17 protein-coding genes are annotated in these 20,104 nt (G+C 60.3%); 6 read left to right on the forward strand and 11 right to left on the reverse strand.

What is annotated here, in order from left to right; all coding sequences use genetic code 11:
• Nucleotides 1–50: 50 nt before the first annotated feature.
• The 5 genes from KVG91_RS25090 to tpx all read right to left on the reverse strand — a co-directional run bounded on the left by KVG91_RS25090 (nt 51) and on the right by tpx (nt 9,749).
• The gene (locus tag KVG91_RS25090) at nt 51–1,520 is read right to left on the reverse strand and encodes an efflux transporter outer membrane subunit (RefSeq protein ID WP_169375795.1); all 1,470 of its coding nucleotides are present in this window, start codon (nt 1,518–1,520) and stop codon (nt 51–53) included.
• Nucleotides 1,517–4,624 carry an efflux RND transporter permease subunit gene (locus tag KVG91_RS25095; protein WP_169375794.1) on the reverse strand — a complete coding sequence of 1,036 codons (3,108 nt, stop codon included), beginning with the start codon at nt 4,622–4,624 and terminating at the stop codon, nt 1,517–1,519. Before KVG91_RS25095 ends, KVG91_RS25090 begins: the two co-directional genes overlap by 4 nt.
• Nucleotides 4,621–7,722: an MdtB/MuxB family multidrug efflux RND transporter permease subunit gene (locus KVG91_RS25100; RefSeq protein ID WP_169375793.1), complete on the reverse strand. Its 3,102-nt coding sequence runs from the start codon at nt 7,720–7,722 to the stop codon at nt 4,621–4,623. Before KVG91_RS25100 ends, KVG91_RS25095 begins: the two co-directional genes overlap by 4 nt.
• Complete coding sequence (locus KVG91_RS25105) at nt 7,719–9,017, reverse strand: MdtA/MuxA family multidrug efflux RND transporter periplasmic adaptor subunit (RefSeq protein ID WP_169375792.1); 1,299 nt, start codon at nt 9,015–9,017, stop codon at nt 7,719–7,721. The genes KVG91_RS25100 and KVG91_RS25105 overlap by 4 nt, the downstream gene beginning before the upstream one ends.
• A 231-nt stretch (nt 9,018–9,248) precedes the next feature.
• Nucleotides 9,249–9,749: a thiol peroxidase gene (tpx, locus tag KVG91_RS25110; protein WP_169375791.1), complete on the reverse strand. Its 501-nt coding sequence runs from the start codon at nt 9,747–9,749 to the stop codon at nt 9,249–9,251.
• 157 nt (nt 9,750–9,906) lie between these two features.
• Between tpx and KVG91_RS25115 the strand changes: the two genes are divergently transcribed.
• On the forward strand, nt 9,907–11,196 hold the full coding sequence (locus tag KVG91_RS25115) for a glycosyltransferase (RefSeq protein ID WP_169375790.1): 1,290 nt from the start codon (nt 9,907–9,909) through the stop codon (nt 11,194–11,196).
• An 82-nt stretch (nt 11,197–11,278) separates the two neighbouring features.
• On the opposite strand, the gene KVG91_RS25120 is transcribed toward KVG91_RS25115, so the two are convergent.
• The gene (locus tag KVG91_RS25120) at nt 11,279–11,791 is read right to left on the reverse strand and encodes a GNAT family N-acetyltransferase (protein ID WP_169375789.1); all 513 of its coding nucleotides are present in this window, start codon (nt 11,789–11,791) and stop codon (nt 11,279–11,281) included.
• A 153-nt stretch (nt 11,792–11,944) separates the two neighbouring features.
• Here KVG91_RS25120 and KVG91_RS25125 point away from each other — a divergent pair, with 153 nt between their 5' ends.
• Nucleotides 11,945–12,850 carry an AraC family transcriptional regulator gene (locus tag KVG91_RS25125; protein WP_124400516.1) on the forward strand — a complete coding sequence of 302 codons (906 nt, stop codon included), beginning with the start codon at nt 11,945–11,947 and terminating at the stop codon, nt 12,848–12,850.
• Nucleotides 12,851–12,927: 77 nt separating this feature from the next.
• Here KVG91_RS25125 and KVG91_RS25130 read toward each other — a convergent pair whose 3' ends face one another.
• The 5 genes from KVG91_RS25130 to KVG91_RS25145 all read right to left on the reverse strand — a co-directional run bounded on the left by KVG91_RS25130 (nt 12,928) and on the right by KVG91_RS25145 (nt 15,958).
• On the reverse strand, nt 12,928–13,401 hold the full coding sequence (locus KVG91_RS25130; protein ID WP_169375788.1) for a DUF6392 family protein: 474 nt from the start codon (nt 13,399–13,401) through the stop codon (nt 12,928–12,930).
• 238 nt (nt 13,402–13,639) lie between these two features.
• Nucleotides 13,640–14,119 carry a DUF6392 family protein gene (locus KVG91_RS25135; RefSeq protein WP_169375787.1) on the reverse strand — a complete coding sequence of 160 codons (480 nt, stop codon included), beginning with the start codon at nt 14,117–14,119 and terminating at the stop codon, nt 13,640–13,642.
• Nucleotides 14,119–14,382 carry a hypothetical protein gene (locus KVG91_RS27750; RefSeq protein ID WP_225927054.1) on the reverse strand — a complete coding sequence of 88 codons (264 nt, stop codon included), beginning with the start codon at nt 14,380–14,382 and terminating at the stop codon, nt 14,119–14,121. The genes KVG91_RS25135 and KVG91_RS27750 overlap by 1 nt, the downstream gene beginning before the upstream one ends.
• 20 nt (nt 14,383–14,402) lie before the next feature.
• Entirely contained in the window at nt 14,403–15,581 is a 1,179-nt protein-coding gene (locus tag KVG91_RS27905) for an S-type pyocin domain-containing protein (protein WP_318840916.1), read from the reverse strand.
• Entirely contained in the window at nt 15,578–15,958 is a 381-nt protein-coding gene (locus KVG91_RS25145; RefSeq protein ID WP_059397558.1) for a PAAR domain-containing protein, read from the reverse strand. The genes KVG91_RS27905 and KVG91_RS25145 overlap by 4 nt, the downstream gene beginning before the upstream one ends.
• A 444-nt stretch (nt 15,959–16,402) precedes the next feature.
• On the opposite strand from KVG91_RS25145, the gene KVG91_RS25150 reads away from it, so the two are divergent.
• From KVG91_RS25150 to KVG91_RS25165, 4 genes are all read left to right on the forward strand, one after another.
• Complete coding sequence (locus KVG91_RS25150) at nt 16,403–16,651, forward strand: DUF6124 family protein (protein WP_169375786.1); 249 nt, start codon at nt 16,403–16,405, stop codon at nt 16,649–16,651.
• A gap of 237 nt (nt 16,652–16,888) precedes the next feature.
• Nucleotides 16,889–18,172: an ABC transporter substrate-binding protein gene (locus KVG91_RS25155; RefSeq protein ID WP_404822466.1), complete on the forward strand. Its 1,284-nt coding sequence runs from the start codon at nt 16,889–16,891 to the stop codon at nt 18,170–18,172.
• 175 nt (nt 18,173–18,347) lie between these two features.
• Complete coding sequence (locus tag KVG91_RS25160; RefSeq protein ID WP_065952553.1) at nt 18,348–19,238, forward strand: carbohydrate ABC transporter permease; 891 nt, start codon at nt 18,348–18,350, stop codon at nt 19,236–19,238.
• Nucleotides 19,239–19,248: 10 nt separating this feature from the next.
• Nucleotides 19,249–20,079 (forward strand): carbohydrate ABC transporter permease, encoded by an 831-nt coding sequence (locus tag KVG91_RS25165; RefSeq protein ID WP_010210759.1) that lies wholly within the window; start codon nt 19,249–19,251, stop codon nt 20,077–20,079.
• Nucleotides 20,080–20,104 lie beyond the last annotated feature (25 nt).

Here is a 20,104-nt window from a genome sequence, read left to right on the forward strand (position 1 = left end):
GGTGCGACGATTCGACAAGCCCGCTCACTACAAGATCAGGCAAGGCCGGTTCAGTCTTTGTCGACAATGGGTGTCTGCCCATCCCAGCCACCGCCCAAGGCGGCGATCAGTTGCACACTGGCCACCAGGCGCGACTGCAACAAGGTCAGCACGGTGCGCTCGTTACTCAAGGCCGTGGCTTGCACGGTGACCACGTCCAGGTAGCCGATCAGCCCGGCCTTGTACTGGTTCTGCGTGAGGCGCAACGACTCACGGGCCGCCTCGAGCGCTTCATTGCTGACCACCGCCTCGTCCTCCAGCACCTTGAGCTGCACCATGTAGTTTTCCACTTCGCGGAAACCATCCAGTACGGTCTGGCGGTATTTGGCGACGGTCTCGTCGTAGCTGGCCACGGTGCGGTCGACTTCGGCCGAACGCTGGCCACCGTCGAACAGGGTCATGGCCAGCTTCGGTCCCACCGACCAGAAGCGGTTCGGCAGGCTGATCCAGTCGGAATAGGTGCTGCTGGAATACCCGCCGGCCAGGCTCAGGCTCAGGTCCGGGTAATAAGCCGCCTTGGCCACGCCGATATTGGCGTTGGCGGCGATCACCGAGCGCTCGGCCGAGGCAATATCCGGGCGACGTTCAAGCAGTTGCGACGGCAGGCTCACAGGTACCTGCGGCAGCGCCGGAATGTCTTTGCTCACCGCCAGGTTGAAGTTGGCCGGCGCTTCGCCGATCAACACGGCAATTGCGTTTTCCAACTGGGCGCGCTGCCAGATCAGGTCGATCAGGCTGGCCTGGGTGGTCTTGAGCTGGGTTTGCGCCTGGGCCACCGCGTCCTTGCCGGAGATACCGGCGCGGTATTGGTTCTGGGTCATTTGCAGCGAGCGCTGGTAGGTCTCCAGCGTGGCTTGCAGCAAGCGGGTCTGTTCGTCCATGACGCGCAACTGCAGGTAGCTTTGCACCAGCTCCGACTGTTGGCTCAGGCGCATCGCCGCCAGGTCCGCCGAACTCGCCTCGGCGCTGGCTTCGTTGGCTTCCAGGCCACGGCGCAATTTGCCCCAGATGTCCGCCTCCCAGCTCACGCCCAGCTGTGCGTTGAGGGTGTCGCGGATACCGCTGCTGGAGCTGCTGAGGCTCGCGCTGCTGCTGCCGGTGCCTTGGCTCGCGCGGGTCTTGCCGGCGCTCAGGTCGACGGAGGGGTAAAACGCGCCACGGGAACTGCGCACCAGCGCCTGGGCCTGGCGAAAACGCGCTTCGGCCTGGGCCACGGTCTGGTTGGAGGTATTCAAGCGCTGCACCAGGTCGTTGAGCTGGCGGTCGCCGTACAGCTCCCACCAGGCGCCACGGGCCAGCGAATCGCTGGGCGTGGCCTGGCGCCAGCCCTGGGCCTCCTTGAATTGCGCAGGTTCCACGACTTCCGGGCGCGTGTAGTCGGGGCCGATGGCGCAGGCACTGAGCAGCACACCGCAGAGCAGCAGGCTCGCCACGCGGCAACCACGCAACGTGGCTAATCGGGCAAAGGTTGAATCGGTCATAGCGCAGTGTCCAGGGCAGCATCGGTACGCACGCCGCGCCAGGCGTTGAAACGATGGCGCGCGCGGTCGAGATAAAGGTAAACCACCGGGGTGGTGTAAAGGGTCAGGACCTGGCTGAGTACCAGGCCACCGATGATGGTCAGGCCCAGGGGGCGCCGCATTTCCGCGCCATCGCCAGTGCCCAGCAGCAAGGGTAACGCGCCGAGGATCGCCGCCAGGGTGGTCATCAGGATCGGCCGCAAACGCAGCAGGCAGGCACTTCGAATCGACTCCAGCGGGCCCAGGCGCTCATTGCGTTCCAATTGCAGGGCCAGGTCGATCATCAAGATCGCGTTCTTCTTTACCACGCCGATCAGCAGGAACAGGCCCAGCAAGGAAATCAGGCTGAACTCGCCACCCGTCAGGTAAATCGCGAGCATCGCGCCCACCCCTGCCGACGGCAGGGTCGAAAGAATCGTCAGCGGGTGAATATAGCTTTCATACAAGATGCCCAGCACCAGGTACACCGCCACCAATGCGCCGAGGATCATGAAGGGCTGGCCTTTCTGCGTCGCTGCGAACGCGTCGGCCGTGCCCGCCATCTTGGCGATCACGTCTTCCGGCAGCCCGACCTTGGCGATCGCCCGCTCGATGGCGGCCGTGCCCTGCTCCACCGTCACGCCAGGCGCCATGTCGAAGGCGATGTTTTCCGAGGCGAACTGGCCTTCGTGGCTGACGCGGTCGTCCGCCAGGCTGTTCTCGTAATGGGCGATGGTCGACAGCGGCACCCGCGCGCCGGTGGAGGTGATCACCTGCACCTGGTTAAGGGTGATCGGGTCCTGGGCATATTTGGGATTGACCTCCATCACCACCTGGTACTGGTTGAGGCTGTCATAGATGGTGGAGATCTGTCGTTGGCTGTAGGCGTTGTTGAGCACCGCCGTGACCATGTCCATGTCGATGCCCAGGCGCTTGGCCTGGTCGCGATCGACAATCAGCGTGACCTGCGCCGCGCCGCGCCCTTCGCGCGCGTCGATGGCGGTGAGCTGCGGCAGCTCGCGCAAGGCGGCCACCACCTTCGGATACCACAGGCGCAATGCCGCCAGGTCGCCGCTTTGCAGGATGTAGGAATACTGCGCGCTGGTCTGGTCGCGGCTGCCGCCAAATTGCAGGTCCTGGTCAGCCATCAGGAACAGGCGCCCGCCCGGTACCGGCGGGACGTCCTTGCGCAGGCGTTCAATCACCGCCTGGGCGGAAATTTTGCGCTCGCTGATCGGTTTGAGGCGCACCAGCATCACCGCGTTGTTGGTGCCGTTGTTGCCGCCGATAAAGCCGGCCACGCTGAGCACTGCCGGGTCCTTGAGCACCGCCTTGCGGAAGGTCTCCATCTTCGGCTGCATCACGCTGAACGACAGCCCGTCGTCACCGCGCACGAAACCGATCAACTGGCCGGTGTCCTGCTGCGGCATGAAGGTTTTCGGCACCACCACATACAATGCGACGTTGACCCCGATGGTCAGCAACAGGCTGAGCAGGGTCAGGCGACGATGGCGCAGCACCCAATCCAGGCTGGTGGCGTAGCCGGCGACCATACGGTCGTTGATCCTCTGGCTCCAGCGCTGCAAACCAGTCATCCGGTCTTTGACGTGGGGCTTGAGCCAACGCGCGCAGAGCATCGGCGTCAGGGTCAGCGAGACAATCAGCGAGACAATGATCGCCGCCGACAGGGTGATGGAAAACTCGCGGAACAAATTGGTGACGATCCCGCCCATGAACAGGATCGACAGGAACACCGCCACCAGCGACACGTTCATCGACAGCAAGGTAAACCCGACTTCCTGGGCGCCCAGGTACGCCGCTTTCATCGGCGGCACGCCCTCATCGATATGCCGCGAAATGTTCTCCAGCACCACGATGGCATCGTCCACCACCAGGCCGGTGGCCAGGATCAACGCCATCAGCGAAAAATTGTTCAGCGAGAACCCGTACAGGTACATCACCGCAAAGGTGCCCACCAGCGAGACCGGCACGGCCAGGGTCGGGATCAGCGAAGCGCGGAAATTGCCCAGGAACAGGTACACCACCAGGATCACCAGCCCGACGGCGATCAGCAATGTCATCTCGGCTTCGTGCAACGTGGCGGTGATCACCGGCGAGCGGTCCATGGCCAGGCTCAGCTTGACGCTGGACGGCAGCACCGCCTGCAACGCCGGCAACTGCGCCTTGATCTGCCGCACGGTCTCGATGATGTTGGCGCCGGACTGACGGTTGATCACCAGCAGCACCGCCGGTTCGTTGTTGAAAAAGCCGCTGTTGTAGCGGTCTTCCACGCCGTCGCTGATTTTCGCCACATCCTTGAGACGCAAGGCGGCGCCGTCCTGGTAGCGGATCAGCAACGGCTCGTAGTCCTTGGCCTTCTCCAACTGGTCGTTGGCCTGGATCTGCCAGTTGCGCTGGCTGTCTTCCAGGGAGCCCTTGGGCCGACGCTGGTTGGCATTGGCGATGGTGTTGCGCACATCGTCGAGGGCCACGCCGTACTGGTCGAGGGCCTTGGGTTCCAGCTCGATACGCACCGCCGGCAACGAGCTGCCGCCAATTTGCACTTCGCCGACACCCGGCACCTGGGACAGGCTTTGCGAGAGGATGGTCGAGGCCAGGTCGTACAGCTCGCCTTTCTGTAGCACGTCCGAGGTCAACGACAGCACCATGATCGGCGCCTGGGACGGGTTGATCTTCTTGTACGTGGGCATGCTGCGCATGCCGCTGGGCAACAGGTTGCGCGAGGCATTGATGGCCGCCTGCACTTCCCGCGCCGCGCCGTTGATATCACGGTCGGAATCGAACGCGAGGATCACCCGGGTGGAGCCCTGGCTCGACGAACTGCTCATGGTGGTGATGCCGGCAATCGCGCCGAACGAGCGCTCCAGCGGCGTCGCCACGGTGGACGCCATCACCTCGGGGCTGGCGCCGGGCAAGCTGGCCGACACCACGATGACCGGGAAGTCGATCTGCGGCAGCGGCGACACCGGCAGCAGGTTGAAGCTGACGCCGCCCAGCAGCATGATCGCCAGGCTCAAGAGCATGGTTGCTACCGGGCGCCGAATGAAAGGTCCGGACAGGTTCATGGCTCAACCGGCTCCAGGCTTTGCGGCTCTTTGCGCCAGCGTCGGCCGAGGCGGTCAAAGTACAGGTAGATCACCGGGGTGGTGAACAGGGTCAGCACCTGGCTTACCAGCAAACCGCCAACCATGACCAGGCCCAGGGGCTGGCGCAACTCTGCGCCGGAACCGGTGGCCAACATCAGCGGCACCGCGCCGAACAGCGCCGCCAACGTGGTCATGAGGATCGGCCGGAAGCGCAACAGCGCTGCCTGGTAGATCGCGGTCTGCGGGTCGAGCCCCTGATTGCGTTCGGCGTCGAGGGCGAAGTCGATCATCATGATCGCGTTCTTCTTGACGATGCCGATCAGCAAAATGATGCCGATGATCGCGATCATGCCCAGGTCATTGCCGCTGAGCAGCAACGCCAGCAACGCCCCCACCGCCGCCGACGGCAAGGTCGAGAGAATGGTGATCGGGTGAATGTAGCTCTCGTACAGCACACCGAGCACGATGTACATGGTCACCACCGCCGCCAGGATCAGCAGCAAGGTGCTCGACAGCGAGGCTTCGAACGCCTGGGCCGCGCCCTGGAACTGGGTCTGCACGCCCACCGGCATGCCGATGTCCTTCTGGGTCTGGTTGATCAGTTCCACGCCTTTGCCCAAGGCAACGCCTGGCGCCAGGTTGAACGACATCATCACCGCCGGGAACTGGCCGATATGCGCAATCGCCAACTGGGCCTGGCGCTGCTCCACGTGGGCCAGGCTGGACAGGCGCACCTGGCCGCCGTCGGTGGTCTTCACATGGATCTGGTTCAGCGCATCCGGCCCCAGGGTTTCTCCCGATTGAGCCTGCAGCACCACGCGGTATTGGCTGGCCTGGGTGTAGATGGTGGAAATCTGCCGCTGGCCGAAGGCGTCATAGAGCGCGTCGGTAATCGTCGACACGCTGACGCCCAGGCGTGAAGCCGCGTCGCGGTCGATCACCAGGTACACCTGCAGGCCCTTATCCTGCAGGTCGCTGGCAACGTCGGTGAGCTCGGGCAACCGGCCCAACGCATGGACCAGTTTTTCGCTCCACAGCGCCAGCAACTCGGCGTCCGGCGAAGACATGCTGAACTGGTACTGGGTGCGGCTCACGCGGTCTTCGATGGTCAGGTCCTGCACCGGCTGCATGAACAGGCGGATGCCCACCAGCTTGTCGATTTCCGGTTGCAGGCGGGTGATCACCTGGGCGGCGCTCAAGTCGCGCTGGCCGTGGGGCTTGAGGTTGATCAGCAAGCGGCCGCTGTTGAGGGTGGCGTTATCGCCGTCCACGCCAATATACGAAGACAGGCTTTGCACCGCCGGGTCCGCCAGGATGATCTTCGCCAGTGCCTGCTGGCGCTGGCTCATGGCGGCGAATGAGATCGACTGCGGCGCTTCGGAAATACCCTGGATCACGCCGGTGTCCTGCACCGGGAAAAAGCCCTTGGGCACCACCAGGTACAGCACCACGGTCAGGCCCAGGGTGGCGATGGCCGCCAGCAACGTCAGCGGCTGGTGCCTGAGCACCCACTGCAACAGGCTGCCGTAGCGCGCGATCAGCCAGTCGATCCAGGCGCCGCTGGCCTTGTAGAAGCGGCTTTGGTCCTCTTCCTTGGGTTCACGCTTGAGCAGCCGCGCGCACATCATCGGCGTGAGCGTCAGCGACACCACCAGGGAAATCAGGATTGCCACCGCCAGGGTGATGGCGAATTCACGGAACAGCCGCCCCACCACGTCGGCCATGAACAGCAGCGGGATCAACACGGCGATCAGCGACAGGGTCAGGGAAATCAGGGTGAAACCGATCTGCCTGGCGCCCTTGAGCGCGGCGGCCAGCGGCGTTTCGCCTTCTTCGATATGGCGCGAGATGTTTTCCAGCATCACGATGGCATCGTCCACCACAAACCCGGTGGCGATGGTCAGGGCCATCAGTGTCAGGTTGTTGATGGAGAACCCCGCCAGGTACATCACGCCAAAGGTGCCCACCAGCGACAGCGGCACGGCGATGGACGGAATGAGCGTGGCGCTGAAGCGGCGCAGGAACAGGAACGTCACCATCACCACCAGGGCAATGGCGATCAGCAATTCGTGCTGCACGTCGGTGACCGAGGCGCGGATGGTCTGGGTGCGGTCGGTGAGCACGGTCACGTCGAGACCGGCCGGCAAGTTGTCGGTGATGCTCGGCAGCAGCGCCTTTATGCGGTCCACCACCTCGATCACGTTGGCCCCCGGCTGGCGCTGGATGTTCAGCAGCACGGCCTGGTTTTCATTGGCCCAGGCGGCGAGGCGCTCGTTTTCGGCGCCGTCGACGATCTGGGCCACGTCCTTGAGGCGCAGCGGCGCGCCGTTGTTGTAGGCCAGGATCAGCTCGGCGTATTGCGCGGGCGAGACCAACTGATCGTTGGCGTCGAGCATCGACACCCGCGTGGGGCCGTCGAAGTTGCCCTTGGGCTGGTTGACGTTGGACGCGGCGATCAGGGTGCGCACGTCCGACAGGTTCAGCCCGTTGGCCGCCAGGGCCTCGGGGTTGACCTTGATGCGCACGGCCTGGCGCTGGCCACCGGCGATGCTGACCATGCCGACGCCGCTGATTTGCGCGATTTTCTGCGCCATGCGCGTGTCGACCAGGTCATTGAGCTTGGGCAGCAGCATGGTCTTGGAAGTGATGGCCAGGGTCAGCACCGGCGTGTCCGCCGGGTTGACCTTGTTGTACACCGGCGGCGCCGGCAAATCCTTGGGCAACAGGTTGGTGGCGGCGTTGATCGCGGCCTGCACCTGTTGCTCGGCGACGTCCATATTGATGTCGAGGTTGAAACGCAGGGTCAGCACCGACGCACCGCCGGAGCTTGTAGACGCCATCTGCGTAAGGCCGGGCATCTGCCCGAACTGGCGCTCCAGCGGCGCGGTGACGGCGCTGGTCATCACATCCGGGCTTGCGCCGGGGTACAGGGTCATCACCCGGATCGTCGGGTAATCCACCTGGGGCAAGGCCGATACCGGCAACAAGCGGTACGAAATGATGCCGGCCAATACAATGGCCAGCATGCTCAGCGTGGTCGCGACCGGGCGAAGGATGAACAGACGCGACAGGTTCATGAACCGACCTTTTGCGCCTTGCCGGCGGTGGTGCCGGTCTCCCCTTTCGCGGCGGGCTTGCCTTGCAGGTGTTCGGTCGGAGTGGTCGGTACTTCGCTGCTGTCATTCACCACTTCGATCTCGCTGCCGTCCTTCAATCGGTCGGTGCCTTCCAGCACGACGCGGTCGCCGGCCTTCAGGCCCTCTTTGATCACGGTGTTCTCGCCGTCGGTGTCACCGACCACCAGCGGCTGCACCTTGACCTTCTTGTCACCGTCTAGCACGTAGACAAAGGTACCGGCGTTGCCGAACTGAATCGCCGCCGACGGCGCCAGGACCACGTTGTGCAGGGTGTCGGCGAGCAGGTGCACATTGACGAACTGGTTGGGGAACAGCGCCTGGTCCTTGTTATCGAAGCGTGCCTTGAATTTCAGGGTGCCGGTGGTCACGTCGATCTGGTTGTCCAGGCTCTGCAGCACGCCGGTGGCTTGCACTTTCACGTCGCCACGGTCCCAGGCTTCCACGGGCAGCTTGTTACCGGCGCGGTAGCGGGCCAGTACGGTTTCCAGGGTGTTTTCCGGCAGGGTGAAGACCACGCTGATCGGCTGGGTCTGGGTGATCACGGCGAGGAACGTGGTGTCGTTGGCCGCAACCAGGTTGCCGACATCGACCTGACGCAGGCCGACGCGGCCGCTGATCGGCGCGCGGATCTTGGTGAACTCCAGGTTGAGCTTGGCGTCGTCCACCGCGCCCTGGTTGGTCTTGACCGTGCCCTGGTATTGCAGGACCAACGCTTCGGCGGTGTCCAGGGTCTGCTTGGCGATGCTGTCCTGGGCGTAGAGGTCGCGATAGCGCTGCACATCGACCTGGGCGTTCTTCAACTGGGCCTGGTTCTGCATCAGCGTCCCCTGGGCCTGGAGCAAGGCGTTCTGGTAGCTGCGCGGGTCGATCTCGGCCAGCAGGTCGCCGGCCTTGACCATCTGCCCTTCTTCAAAGGCGATCTTCACCAGCTCGCCGCCCACCCGGCTGCGCACATTGATGGTGTTCAGTGCGGTCACCGTACCCAACGCCTTGTAGTACACCGGGAACTCACCCAGTACCGCAGGCGCTACGCGCACGGGCACCGGGCCGGCGGCGCCGCCAAACCCCGGGCGCGCCATGCCGGTCTTGCTGGCGTGGCCGGCCGGCGCGTCTTTGTGGGCGGCACCGCCGGGCCAGAATTTCCAGCACAGGCCGGCGATAACCAGCAGCACGAGCAGGCCGAACAACCAGCGGCGGGAGTGGCGGGGGGAGGATTGCATGGAGTGATCAACCATTGGGCGCGAGCGCTTCTACTTTGGGAGGCTGAAAGATAAGCACTGGGGCGCATTAAGAAAAGCGCCTTTACCGGCTATTTACCTTGGGCTTACAACTTTTAACGGATGAGCTTAGTCCATCGCCTATTTCGCTAAGCGCCTGAAGCACAAATGAAAACGGCCTGGACTAGGCCAGGCCGCAAGCATGCATCAAGCGTGTTACTGCAAAACGACAGTAACGTACCGAAACAGTTACTTCAGAACAGACAGGGCGGCTTCGTAGTTTGGCTCCTGGCCGATTTCGCTGACCAGTTCGCTGTGCAGCACCTTGTCATTTTCGTCCAGCACCACGACCGCACGCGCCGTCAGGCCTTGCAGCGGACCGTCAGCGATGGAAACGCCGTAGTCGACCGCGAAGTCGGCGTTGCGGAAGTCCGACAGGTTCTTCACGTTGTCCAGCCCTTCGGAGCCGCAGAAACGTGCCTGGGCGAACGGCAGATCGGAGGAGATGCACAGCACCACGGTGTTTTCCACATCGTTGGCCTGGGCGTTGAACTTGCGTACCGAAGTGGCACAGGTAGGGGTGTCGACGCTTGGGAAGATATTCAGCACTTTGCGCTTGCCGGCGAAAGTGGCGAGGGTCGCGTTCGACAGATCGCCGGCGGTCAGGGTGAAGTCAGCAGCCTGGGTGCCGACTTGCGGCAATTGGCCTTCAACCTGGACCGGGTTGCCTTTGAGGGTGACTTGAGCCATGAACAGAATCCTTATGCTGGTTTTGGTTAAACGAATTCGAGAGGCCGAAGTTAACCACAAAGCGCGGTGGCTACCTACCGCCAGCGATAAATTGTCATGACCGGTTATGGTTTAATTGCGCGCCTTTTGTCCCCGCCCCCCAAGGAACTCGTTCTGAATGAATCAGCCTGCCACCAAAGTCCTGGTCATTGGTTATGTCTGGCCAGAGCCGCGCTCTTCAGCCGCAGGCGGGCACATGATGCAGATTCTTGAGAGCTTTCTTACGCAAGGTTGGGACATCACCTTCAGCAGCCCGGCAACCATCGGCGAGCACAAGGCCGATCTGCCTGCGCTGGGCATCGCCGAATGCGCCATTGAACTGAATAACAGCAGTTTCGACGACTTTATTCGCGCACTGGCCCCGGATATCGTGGTGTTTGACCGCTTCATGATGGAAGAACAGTTCGGCTGGCGTGTGGAGCAATGCTGCCCCAACGCGCTGCGCGTGCTGGAAACTTCCGACCTGCAAAGCCTGCGCGACGCACGTCGCCAGCGCCTCAAGGATCACCTGAAGGCGCACCCGGACAGCGACGACTTCAGCGCACTGTTTTCCCCGGCGCTGCCCGCAGAATTCCAGCTGATGGCCGACACCGACCTGGCAAAGCGCGAAATCGCGGCGATTTACCGCTGCGATATCAGCCTGATGATCTCCGACGTGGAAATCCGCCTGCTGACCGAGCAATTCAAAGTGCCGGCCGCCCTGCTCCACTGGTGCCCGCTGATGCTGGAGCCACCCGCCGAGGCGTTCGCGCCGTTTGAAGATCGCGCGCACTTCCTCAGCATCGGCAACTTTCGCCACGCGCCCAACTGGGATGCGGTGCTGTGGATGAAGAACAGCCTGTGGCCGCTGATCCGTCAGCAACTGCCGGGGGCCCAACTGCATATCTACGGCGCTTATACGCCGCCCAAGGCCACCGCCCTGCACAACCCGACGCAGGGTTTTCATGTGATGAACTGGGCCGAAGACGCCCTGCAAGTGATGACCGCCGCGCGCATCTGCCTGGCGCCCCTGCGTTTCGGCGCAGGTATCAAGGGCAAGCTGGCGGATGCGATGCTCTGTGGCACGCCGAATATCACCACGCCGATCGGCGCCGAAGCCATGGGCGATGACCAGCCCTGGCCCGGCGTGATCGCACACGACGCCCCGGCCCTCGCCGCCGCTGCCGTGGCCCTCTACCAGGACCGCGAGCGCTGGACCCAGGCCCAGGAACACGGGCGCCGGCTGCTGGCCCGGCGTTATGACCGGGCTCTGCATGGGCCAGCCTTGGTCGATTGCCTGGAGCGATGCCGCCGCAACCTCGCCGCCCATCGCCGGGACAACTTCACCGGCAGCATGCTGCGCCATCACGCGCACAAGAGTACCCAGTACATGTCCCAGTGGATCGAGGCAAAAAACCGCAACATTTAGGGAATCAAGCAACGCACATAGCATGAACTTTGCCCAGACTTGCCGCCGCTGCGCGGCAAGTCGAACCGGATATTCCCAAACCCTAACGCTCCCAAACGTACCTCACCTCATCCAGGGCCACCCCGCCACGAACGAGCGTGCGACGGCTGCCAAGCTCTTCCCTCCCCCCGAGCGCTTGATAGAAGCGCACAGCTCTTTGGTTTTCAGCTAAAACCCATAAGGTAATCACCTTATAACCCTGATCAACCAAACGCTTTAAACCTGACGCCCATAACTGGGCGCCTATACCCTTGCCCCAGTATTCTGCCAACACGTAGATGGCCATGACCTCTCCCGCTTCTGCGCAAGCCTTGTCTTCATCCCGGCAAGGCCCCACTGAAATCCAACCAGTAACCTTTCCATCCACCTCTGAAACTAAAACGTCAGACTCTTTGCTTTCAATCGCATGAGTCCAATGCGCTTCCCTCTTGGGCAAAGTCGCAGTAAGGGAGGCCAAAAAATCAGCGGGCATCAGATCAAGATAAGCTTGTTGCCAGCTACTGACGTGAACGCTGGCGATGCTATGTGCATCGCTGGGACGTGCATCGCGAATCATGAATAAGCCCTCGCTCGTGTCTGTTTCAGATAAAAATCTTCTGTAATCCTACTCGTACAGGATGCAGCGGCGCACGCTCAGACGCTTGAAGCTGGCAGGGCCGTGCACAACGGGGCATTATTCGGGTCGCAACCACAATAAAGCGACGGCAGCATGACCCGAGCAACGCGTATCACCGACCCTTCCTACGAGCTGATGGACGATCACAACGGTCTGTCCATCATCTATCGCCAGCACGGTTTCCCCTGCCCGCTGGTGCGCTGGCATTTTCACAAGGAATACGAACTGCACCTGATCGTCGCCAGCTCGGGCAAGGTGTTTATCGGCGACTACATCGGCAACTTCTACCCCGAAAGCCTGTTCCTCACCGGCCCCAACCTACCGCATAACTGGATCAGCCAGGTGGAGGAAGGCGAAGTAGTGCCCAAGCGCGACATGTTGGTGAACTTCACCGATGAGCTGTTCGAGCAAGGCAGCCATACGTTTGCCGAGCTCAAGAGCCTGGCGCCCTTGCTGGAGCGTGCGCAATACGGCATCGAATTCCGCAGCAAAAAAACCATCGCCCAGGCCATGGCCCTGATGCAGCGCATTGAGGAAGCCCAAGGCATGGCGCGCCTGGGGCATTTTTTCATTTTGCTGGAAGTGCTGAGCGCCTGTGACGACTACCAACTGCTCTCCGGGGTGACCACGCCACAGCAAGCCGATGAACACAGCATCGATCGCACCAACCGGGCGGTGGACTACATCTTTGCCCACTACGCGAGGGAGTTGCCCCTGGAAGAAGTTGCACACTACCTGGACATGAAGCCGACGTATTTTTCCCGGGTATTCAAACAGGCCACCGGGCGTACGTTTATTGAGTTCGTCAATCGGCTGCGGATCAGCAAATCCTGCGAACTGCTGGCCGATGGCGACAAGGCGGTGACGGATGTGTGCTTTGAGTCGGGGTTCAACAATATTTCCAACTTCAATCGGCGGTTTCAGCAGCTTAAGGGGATGACGCCGTCTCACTATCGGCGGTTGGCGGTGCAGCGGTTGACGGAGCAGAATTTGGCTTGAACGATCAGGCCCACGCGCTGCGTGTGGGGATGTTCTTGTTAATCAGCTTTCAGGCCGTAGCAAGACTCTGCGAGAGATCAATCGTGTCCGGAATCAATCAAGGAGAAACTTATATTGTTAACTCTAAAATTTTCCAGATAGCTGAGAGTCACCATCACGTTGGGATGTGCCTTTTGGTCCAAATGATATATGTCCGCTCCGCCCCGCATACCCAATCCACCTGGCAGTTTTACGGAGGGCTTGGATTTAATGGGCACACCTAAAACCTCACGTACGTATCGTTGATCCATATCTAACTTGAACGGTTGAGGTAATTGCCCGGCATAAACCGGTTGCCCGACCGTCGGGATGAGTGTGATCAAAATCTGCTTCAGGGACTTGGTCCTGTCATTGAAGAGCAACTCCACTCCCTCTACTGGACGCATGGTCGGCCAATCGCTGTCCTCAAATGGCTTCACCAGCGGTTGACTGGGAATCTTCCCACTTGCTACAAGTTCGATAAAACCAAGTCCTAAACTCTCTACCCACAACTTAGTCGCTGGCGCACCCATCAGTACCCTCTCTGAATTTGGTTGATGTCATGTAATTGTCGGCGAGCAGCCTAAATATTAAACCAAGCGCCCCTCTCATCCGGACTTAATTGCATCCAAGGGCATAACACCTTCCTGCTATCGACAGTTAGCGGAGCAACGGTTAACTGAGCATAGTCTATGCTTGACGTGATCATTCCCACGCGCTGCGCGTGGGAACGTTACTATTTATTAGTCGAATTTAACTTTCAGAGCAAGTTCAATTATGGTGTGTATTTCTCAAACAGAATCCCATGCTACACACCATATCGTCATTACGATATTGAAATCCGAGGTGAACACCTGGATAACCAAAACCGTCCATGCGGTAGGTGTCGCTACCACCGTACCCCCGATATTTTAAAATTTTAACCGGCTCCTTCGACTCGAAAGGCTCCCCAAACAATCTATGGACGTCGATTCGACTCATTTTAATTGTAAGAGGCGAAGGCAACTCACCGGTATAAAAGTGAATACCACCAGCCATGTTAATTAAAGAAAAAAGAACCTCAGTGAGGACTCTATTTTCCGCTCTAAACCACAGTTCAACACCAGACTCTGGCTTCTGGATCAAATATTCATTATCGTCACCCTCTAATGAGCGTGCCAGAGGCTTGCTCGTAATCACACCCTCCGCTAGAAGGTTTACATGAGTAGATCCAAGCCCGGCCAGCAAGCGTTTGATCGTCAAGGCATCCATTAGTACCACCCTTGTTCTTGATTGATCTTATGCATTTTGGCGCGAGCCTCTTCCAAGCTTTTTTGAGTGAAGCCTTCCTCAATCATGTAAGGTCTAATCACGTCGAAATTACTCTCTACAGCCGCCCGAAGATCAGCGGCGTCAAAGTGCTGCTTAACTTTATTGTTACGCCCACCGTACGTCTCGCTATATTTTTGATGGATATGAGCAGGAATAGCAATGCTGGCTACTCGCATGAGCAACTCGTTGATTTCGTAATCCATAAACGCTATGGATACGTTTTTCAGATATCGCCTGATCGCCGCCTGCGAAGGCATATGATCCACATGCAAACCGCGCCTTGATGGCCGCTGAAAGCCCCATAGATGTCGACCTCCAACGGCCTGACCGCCGGCTTGGCAAACACCAAATACAACGGCGGCACACCCGAATCAGCCGGAAACGAAATGATCGTATCCTGCCAGGTGATGTTTTCTGCATCCCGCCCTGGATAGTGACTGATCGCCGAATCTTGCCCCACCGCAATCGGGTGAACAAATACATTATCCAAGCGCTCAGGTGTTCCGGGATACGGGCTCGGCACGCTGACAACCGGGCCGTGGTTCGGCGTCCATGTGATGCTGATGCCATCCAGCACCGCCACCATCGCCCTGTGGTCCTCATTCCACCGGGCTTGCGCAACGGGTACGCGGTCGGCGCCACTGCCAGGTTGGGTATGTAGGCCGTAAACACTCAGTTCACCGGACTCATCCTGGCGAAACTGGAAACGCACTCGCGTGCTGGCCAAACGCATCCCCTCCAACTGCTCCGAGGTGTACAGCGTTGAGTCACCGATATCCCGTGGCCAGAATGCCAGCAGCACGAGGTTGAGGGCGGAACTGGCGCCGGCCAAGCCTCGTACAGCCCAGGTACCGAGGTCGCTGCCGAGTGTGCCGGCTACCCTGCCAACGGCGCCCGTGGTACCGGTTGAAGCCATGAGGGCGGTGGTGCCGAAGTTTTTGGCGTTTTCCGGGGCGGTGCCCGCGGCCGTAGAGCCGGCTGGCACCGAAACGCAGGATTTGGCAAAAACGCAGGCATCAGCGGCACAATTCGACGCAACGGGCGCGGCATAATTCGCAGGGGCCGAGGCGGATGCAGTCGGCCTCATTACAACCGGGGTGACACGTTGAGGTTGGGGACCGAACTCCTGACATTTGGAACTCTGATTGGCAATCAACTCCGGCGGAGGATCGCATTTGCAGATGCACAGATCACCCTCCAGCGCCGCTTGCTTGCCGTTCCACTCTTCGTGCAAATGAGGGCCGGTAAGCGCGATGAAGCCTTCAGTGCCGCAAGCCGGGCAAGCGACCCGGTCACCCTCCCTTGAGATTAATTCGCCGTTGAAACTGGTGCGCTCACAACCACTGGTCACTTTGCCACCCGCTGTGGTGGTTGAACCCGTGGTGATGTTGTAGCGCCTCACATCTGACTCTCCACGCGATATCCAGGCTTTAAAAGGCCAGGAATACCATCGCCGTCCGCGTACTCCACCACCTGAGCCAGGTTTTGCAGGCTGCCCGTCACGGTGTCGCCGTTGTCGGTAGCGCTGCCGACAATGGCGATGGGCAGACCTTTGTAGGTGGCTGCGAAACCTGCTCCCGAGACAATTTCGCTCTCTTTGCCATCGGGGTAGCGCACTCGGTCGCCGACGCACGCGATGCGCAAGTCATGGATCTCTAGGCTGGTGCTTGCAGTAATGATTTCTCCACCCATACGCGTTCTTGAGCCGAGTGTCGCGTAGTCGTAGATGGCTTTGATTGGGCGAGTTGATTGTTGGATTTCAGTATCGGTGTCTTTCATGCTTCGTCCTTTTTTAGCGTGCAGGGGTGCTCAAACGCGGTCTTGGCGTTGAGTTATGCAGAGGGATGGCGCCGAAATGGCGCAAGGAAGATGGTGCTGACTAGTACAAAGCCAAACAACTGACCGTTCGGCTAGGTATTGGGAAACGCAGAAACGTCTGGCAAGGATTTGAGGTTGTCCCTAGGACACTCAATCTCTAGTCTCCGTACACCGCTGCACACACAGCGGTTGGGCGTCGCGGCCCGGTGTAATCAGGCGCAAAGTGCCATTTCCGCTTTCAGTTGACGCCTTTTTATCGTCTACTGTGCGGCCTTATGGTGGCTGTGCGCGGGATACCTTCGGGTATGCCGGTTTCCTGATTCCGGTCCGCGAACCTGCGTACAGCTACCACCCAATCGCGTCGCGGCGATCAGTGGTAGCTCCACTTAAATCAGGAGTTTCACCATGATCAAACCCACCCCAAATCCCCCAATCGATCCAACACCCAGCGTGCTATTCACCGTAAAAAACGGCATCTGCACTCAAGACCTACTGGTCAACCTCAGCGAATCACTCGCCTCCGCCCACGCCCTGACCTGCGATTTTGCCTTTGAGCTCGACGGCTCGCGGCGCGAAGGCGCGCTGGGTATTGCCCAGTTGATCGAAGTGTCTCGATTGCTGGCTGAGCGGGTACTGGCTGATATCGAGCGTTAAATACGGCATCGATCGTCCCCACGCGCCACGGGGACGATCATCGAGTGCAAAAAAGTATCAGTGAGCGTGCGCCCAAGGATTTGTCACCGTGGCGTTTGAAGGCTGTAATCAACGCACACTCTTCCTGACTCCCTGTAGGAAGACACAACAACAATAACTGTCCTTCCGTAGCCCCTGGGCGCGGAAATGGAGTGCGCGATGAAGTTCACAGCAAAAGCTCTGCTTGTCTCTACCTGCATGATGACCTGCATGACCCTCAGCGCCGTCAGCCTTGGCGCGCAAACCCTGACCATTGCCACCGTCAACAACAGCGACATGATCCGCATGCAAAAGCTCTCGAAAACCTTCGAGGCCGAGCATCCGGAGATCAAGCTGAATTGGGTGGTGCTCGAAGAAAACGTGCTGCGCCAGCGCCTGACCACCGACATCGCCACACAAGGCGGGCAGTTCGACGTGCTGACCATCGGCATGTACGAAGCTGCACTGTGGGGCGCCAAGGGTTGGCTGGAGCCGATGAAGGATTTGCCGGCGTCCTACGACCTTGACGACGTGTTCCCGTCGGTACGTGACGGTTTGTCTGTGAAGGGCTCGCTGTATGCCCTGCCGTTCTACGCCGAAAGCTCGATCACCTATTACCGCACCGACCTGTTCAAGAACGCCGGGCTGAGCATGCCCGAGCATCCGACCTGGAGCCAGATCGGCGAATTCGCGGCCAAACTCACCGACAAGAGCAAGGAGCAATACGGCCTGTGCCTGCGCGGCAAAGCCGGTTGGGGCGAGAACATGGCGCTGATCACCACCCTGGCCAACGGCTACGGTGCGCGCTGGTTCGATGAGAAGTGGCAGCCGGAATTCAACGGCCCTGAATGGAAAGACGCGCTGAACTTCTACGTGGACAACATGAAGAAATCCGGTCCGCCGGGTGCGTCCAGCAACGGTTTCAACGAAAACCTGGCGCTGTTCAACAGCGGCAAGTGCGCGATCTGGGTGGATGCCAGCGTGGCCGGTTCGTTTGTCACCGACAAAACCCAGAGCAAGGTGGCTGACCACGTCGGCTTTACCTTCGCCCCGCACGAGAAGACCGACAAGGGCACCTCGTGGCTGTACTCCTGGAGCCTGGCGATCCCGACCAGTTCCAAGGCCAAGGACGCCGCCAAGGTGTTCACCAGTTGGGCCACCTCCAAGGAATATGGCGCATTGGTCGCCAAGACCGACGGCGTCGCCAACGTACCGCCGGGCACGCGCAAGTCGACCTACAGCGACGCATACATGAAGGCTGCGCCGTTCGCCAAGGTGACCCTGGAATCGCTGAAAGTGGCGGACCCGACCAAACCGACGCTCAAGCCGGTGCCGTATATCGGTATCCAGTTGGTGACCATTCCTGAATTCCAGGCGATCGGGACCCAGGTCGGCAAGTTCTTCTCGGGTGCGCTGACCGGTCAGCAGACGGTGGATGCGGCATTGACCGCTGCGCAGACCACTACCGAGCGGGAAATGAAGCGGGCGGGTTATCCCAAGTAAGCCGCTCCCCCCGTAAACATGGAAGCAGAGCTTTTGTGGGAGCTGGCTTGCCTGCGATGCAGACAACTCGGTCTGTCAGTTACACCGAGGTGATGCCTTCGCAGGCAAGCCAGCTACCACATTTGACCGCGTTTGGCTCCCTTGTTTTGCATGTACCTGACTGGTCTTGATCCTCATGAATACAACACCCAAAAACCGCCTGGCCAACCCCGGCTGGTTCCTCGTCAGCCCTTCGGTGGCCTTGCTGCTGCTGTGGATGATCGTGCCGCTGGGCATGACCCTGTACTTTTCGCTGATCCGCTACAACCTGCTCTACCCCGGTGAAAACCAGTTCGTGGGGCTGGAGAACTTTACCTACTTCGTCACCGACTCGGGTTTCCTGCCCGGCGCCACCAACACCCTGTTGCTGGTGGGCAGCGTGCTGCTGATCAGCGTGGTGTTCGGTGTGTTGATCAGTGCGCTGCTGGAGGCCAGTGAGTTCTTTGGCCGCGGCCTGGTGCGGGTTTTGTTGATCTCACCGTTCTTCATCATGCCCACCGTCGGTGCGCTGATCTGGAAGAACCTGATTTTCCACCCGGTGTCGGGAATTCTCGCCGCCGTGTGGAAGTTCTTTGGCGCCGAACCGGTGGACTGGCTGGCGCACTACCCGCTGCTGTCGATCATCATCATTGTGTCGTGGCAATGGCTGCCCTTTGCGATCCTGCTGCTGATGACCGCCATGCAGTCCCTCGACCAGGAACAAAAGGAAGCCGCGCGCCTGGACGGTGCCGGCGCCATCGCGATCTTCTGGCACCTGACCCTGCCCCACCTGGCGCGCCCGATTGCGGTGGTGGTGATGATCGAGACGATCTTCCTGCTCTCGGTGTTCGCCGAAATCTTCACCACCACCAACGGTGGCCCCGGCTACGCCTCGACCAACCTCGCCTACCTGATCTACAACCAGGCGCTGGTGCAGTTCGACGTGGGCATGGCCTCGGCCGGCGGCTTGATTGCCGTGGTCATCGCCAATATCGCGGCGATCATCCTGGTGCGGATGATCGGCAAAAACCTGACTGACAAGCCTTGAGGGCCGCGCCATGACGCTTCAACAATCCCGCCGCCTGCAAAGCCTGTTGCTCGGCACGTTGGCCTGGGCCATCGCGATCCTGATTTTCTTTCCGATCTTCTGGATGGTGCTGACCAGCTTCAAGACCGAAATCGACGCGTTCGCCACGCCGCCGCAGTTCATCTTCACGCCGACGCTGGAGAACTACCTGCACATCAACGAGCGCAGCAACTACTTCAGTTATGCATGGAACTCGGTGCTGATTTCCTTCAGCGCCACGGCGCTTTGCCTGCTGATCTCGGTGCCGGCCGCCTACTCCATGGCGTTCTACGAAACCCAGCGTACCAAGGGCACGCTGCTGTGGATGCTGTCGACCAAAATGCTGCCGCCGGTGGGCGTGCTGATGCCGATCTACCTGCTGGCCAAGAGCTTCGGCCTGCTGGATACGCGCATTGCGCTGATCATCATCTACACCCTGATCAACCTGCCGATTGTGGTGTGGATGGTTTACACCTACTTCAAGGACATCCCCAAGGACATCCTCGAAGCCGCCCGCCTCGACGGCGCAACCCTGTGGCAGGAAATGGTCCGCGTGCTGCTGCCGATCGCCAAGGGTGGCCTGGCGTCCACCGTGCTGTTGTCGCTGATCCTCTGCTGGAACGAGGCGTTCTGGTCGCTCAACCTGACCTCGTCCAGCGCCGCGCCGCTGACGGCGCTGATCGCCTCCTACTCCAGCCCCGAAGGCTTGTTCTGGGCCAAATTGTCCGCCGTGTCGACCCTGGCCTGCGCGCCGATCCTGATCTTTGGCTGGATCAGCCAGAAACAGCTGGTGCGCGGTTTGTCCTTCGGCGCCGTGAAATAACGGCTTCCACTAAAAATTCTGTAAG

It is taken from the genome of Pseudomonas azadiae (assembly GCF_019145355.1).
Lineage (GTDB): Bacteria > Pseudomonadota > Gammaproteobacteria > Pseudomonadales > Pseudomonadaceae > Aquipseudomonas > Aquipseudomonas azadiae.

Coding starts and splice junctions, on each gene's coding strand:
- KVG91_RS25090 (WP_169375795.1), bottom strand. CDS start 1,520: ATGACCGATTCAACCTTTGCCCGATTAGCCACGTTGCGTGGTTGCCGC.
- KVG91_RS25095 (WP_169375794.1), bottom strand. CDS start 4,624: ATGAACCTGTCCGGACCTTTCATTCGGCGCCCGGTAGCAACCATGCTC.
- KVG91_RS25100 (WP_169375793.1), bottom strand. CDS start 7,722: ATGAACCTGTCGCGTCTGTTCATCCTTCGCCCGGTCGCGACCACGCTG.
- KVG91_RS25105 (WP_169375792.1), bottom strand. CDS start 9,017: ATGGTTGATCACTCCATGCAATCCTCCCCCCGCCACTCCCGCCGCTGG.
- tpx (WP_169375791.1), bottom strand. CDS start 9,749: ATGGCTCAAGTCACCCTCAAAGGCAACCCGGTCCAGGTTGAAGGCCAA.
- KVG91_RS25115 (WP_169375790.1), top strand. CDS start 9,907: ATGAATCAGCCTGCCACCAAAGTCCTGGTCATTGGTTATGTCTGGCCA.
- KVG91_RS25120 (WP_169375789.1), bottom strand. CDS start 11,791: ATGATTCGCGATGCACGTCCCAGCGATGCACATAGCATCGCCAGCGTT.
- KVG91_RS25125 (WP_124400516.1), top strand. CDS start 11,945: ATGACCCGAGCAACGCGTATCACCGACCCTTCCTACGAGCTGATGGAC.
- KVG91_RS25130 (WP_169375788.1), bottom strand. CDS start 13,401: ATGGGTGCGCCAGCGACTAAGTTGTGGGTAGAGAGTTTAGGACTTGGT.
- KVG91_RS25135 (WP_169375787.1), bottom strand. CDS start 14,119: ATGGATGCCTTGACGATCAAACGCTTGCTGGCCGGGCTTGGATCTACT.
- KVG91_RS27750 (WP_225927054.1), bottom strand. CDS start 14,382: ATGGATTACGAAATCAACGAGTTGCTCATGCGAGTAGCCAGCATTGCT.
- KVG91_RS25145 (WP_059397558.1), bottom strand. CDS start 15,958: ATGAAAGACACCGATACTGAAATCCAACAATCAACTCGCCCAATCAAA.
- KVG91_RS25150 (WP_169375786.1), top strand. CDS start 16,403: ATGATCAAACCCACCCCAAATCCCCCAATCGATCCAACACCCAGCGTG.
- KVG91_RS25155 (WP_404822466.1), top strand. CDS start 16,889: ATGATGACCTGCATGACCCTCAGCGCCGTCAGCCTTGGCGCGCAAACC.
- KVG91_RS25160 (WP_065952553.1), top strand. CDS start 18,348: ATGAATACAACACCCAAAAACCGCCTGGCCAACCCCGGCTGGTTCCTC.
- KVG91_RS25165 (WP_010210759.1), top strand. CDS start 19,249: ATGACGCTTCAACAATCCCGCCGCCTGCAAAGCCTGTTGCTCGGCACG.